The organism is Erwinia persicina (assembly GCF_014838825.1).
Taxonomy (GTDB): Bacteria; Pseudomonadota; Gammaproteobacteria; order Enterobacterales; family Enterobacteriaceae; genus Erwinia; species Erwinia persicina_A.
In genome coordinates, this window is the sequence record NZ_JACYMO010000041.1 from 1 (window position 1) to 531 (window position 531).

The 531-nt window shown below is 62.9% G+C and carries 1 protein-coding gene; it reads left to right on the top strand.

The window, feature by feature from the left end; translation table 11 throughout:
- Positions 1-531: DUF2345 domain-containing protein (locus tag IFU29_RS22990; RefSeq protein ID WP_191935770.1), on the top strand; the 531-nt coding region annotated here is incomplete at both ends.

The following is a 531-nucleotide window of genomic DNA, read 5'->3' on the forward strand; positions in this document are numbered from 1 at the left end:
GCAAAAGCCAGCTGAATCTCGGCCATCTGGTCGACGGCGAAAAACAGCGGCGCGGCGAGGGCTTTGAGCTCAGAACCGACAGTTGGGGAGCCATCCGCGCGCAGAAAGGGATATTTATCAGCGCGGACGGGCAGGCAAAGGCGCAGGGCCAGGTGCTGGCGATGGAGCCGGCGGTCAGCAACCTGGGTGACGCCCGGGAGCAGATGACATCCATCTCCGGTGACGCGCAGAAGGCGACCGCGAACCCGGCCGATCTCCAGGCGCAAATCACACTGCTGGAACAGCAGCTGACGGAGCTCAAAAAGTCGGTGCTGCTGCTCAGCGCGCCGGAGGGGATGGCGCTGACCAGCGGCCAGCATCTGCAGGTGTCTGCCGGGCAGAACCTGATTGCCACGGCCGGTAAAAATGCCGACGTCAGCGTGGTGAAAAATCTGTTCATCGGGGTGGGCAATGCCCTGAGCGTGTTTGTCCGCAAGCTGGGGATCAAGCTCATCGCGAACCAGGGGCCGGTACAGATGCAGGCACAGAACG